Annotated in this window: 1 protein-coding gene; it reads left to right on the top strand. The window is 36.8% G+C overall.

Annotated elements, in window-relative coordinates; all coding sequences use genetic code 11:
* Nucleotides 1-237: 237 nt before the first annotated feature.
* The gene (locus A6E04_RS20745; RefSeq protein ID WP_065612289.1) at nt 238-1,032 is read left to right on the top strand and encodes an aminoglycoside 6-adenylyltransferase; all 795 of its coding nucleotides are present in this window, start codon (nt 238-240) and stop codon (nt 1,030-1,032) included.
* The last annotated feature ends 323 nt before the right edge of the window (nt 1,033-1,355 follow it).

Raw genomic sequence — 1,355 nt, 5'->3', positions numbered from 1 at the left:
AACGCCTGCATAACACGTTTGCTACGATACAGACTTAGCTGAATTTTAACGCCTTAATCACTGAAACTAAAGGCAAACTGACAACGCCGAGTGTAGCAAATCGTGTTGATGCATTTGTTATACCAAATTTTAGTTGCATATAAACTGTTTTTTAGCGATATTATAATGCTGCGTTAATTTTACCGCACTAACTACTTAACTTGTAGTTTTAGGATTAACTTAGGTAAAAGGTAAAATATGAACTATCCAAAAACTCTTCCAGAGACTCATAAGCAACTTTTAGACAAAATCATTACTACATTAAAAAAGGATCAGCGGATCCTTGGAATTGGTGCTAGTGGGTCATATGCTTCTGACTCTATGGACAAATATAGTGATTTAGACTTAGTTATTGCTGTAAACCCAGCAGACTTTGACGATATCATGATTGAACGGTTTACTATCATTAACAGCATCGAAGGTAAAATAGCAGCGTTTACTGGCGAACATGTTGGTGAGCCACGACTAGTTATCGCTCTTTATGCACCACATGCAATACATGTCGACTACAAGTTTGTATCTTTACCCGACGCGGCAACTCGTGTTGATGATACGAAGGTTTTATGGGAAAAAGATCTGCTTCTAACTGATACATTTAAAACAAAAAAACATCAATACCCATGCCCAGAGCCACAATGGATTGAAGATCGTTTTTGGATTTGGATTCATTATGCAGCAACTAAAATTGCTAGAGGTGAATACTTTGAAGCTCTTGAGTTTTTATCATTTCTCAGAAATGTCACCTTGTCACCATTAGCTCTACAACAGGCCGGACTAACTCCATCTGGTGTAAGGAAAATTGAAACTCGTTTACCTGAGTTCAGTAAAGAATTAGAACTTACAGTAGCAAAGCCAGAAAAAGAATCGCTAATTATTGCCACTAATAAATGTATTGAGCTTTACTTAGAGCTTAGAGAAAATGAACAAGTAGAAAGAAACATAGAAGCACAAGAAATGTGCGTTACCTACTTAAAGCAAGAAACTCAAGCGTAATGTAATATAGGGGATTGAGATATATCCCCTTTTCGTTGGAGAAAATTTGGTATAACGCTGGCATAACACGTTTATTACTATGCAAACCAACCTGAATTTTACCGCCTTAATCACTAAACCTAAGACAAACCCAGAACGCCGAATGTAATAAATCGTGTTGATGCGATTGTTGTGCGTGCTTACTTTCGGCTTGGTCAACTTGGTAAAGAACTGCCCTGCCAAGATTTTCTAAGCCCTGATTCTAATTTACCAATAGCAATTAAGCGAACAAAATGTTCTTAAATTGCGAGATGAAGTAAATGGAAAACAGATACATTTTTTAC

The sequence above is a fragment of the Aliivibrio logei genome (assembly GCF_001691055.1).
Taxonomy (GTDB): Bacteria; Pseudomonadota; Gammaproteobacteria; order Enterobacterales; family Vibrionaceae; genus Aliivibrio; species Aliivibrio salmonicida.
The sequence above is the reverse complement of the archived record's forward strand: the minus strand, read 5'-3'. Positions and strand labels throughout refer to the sequence as shown.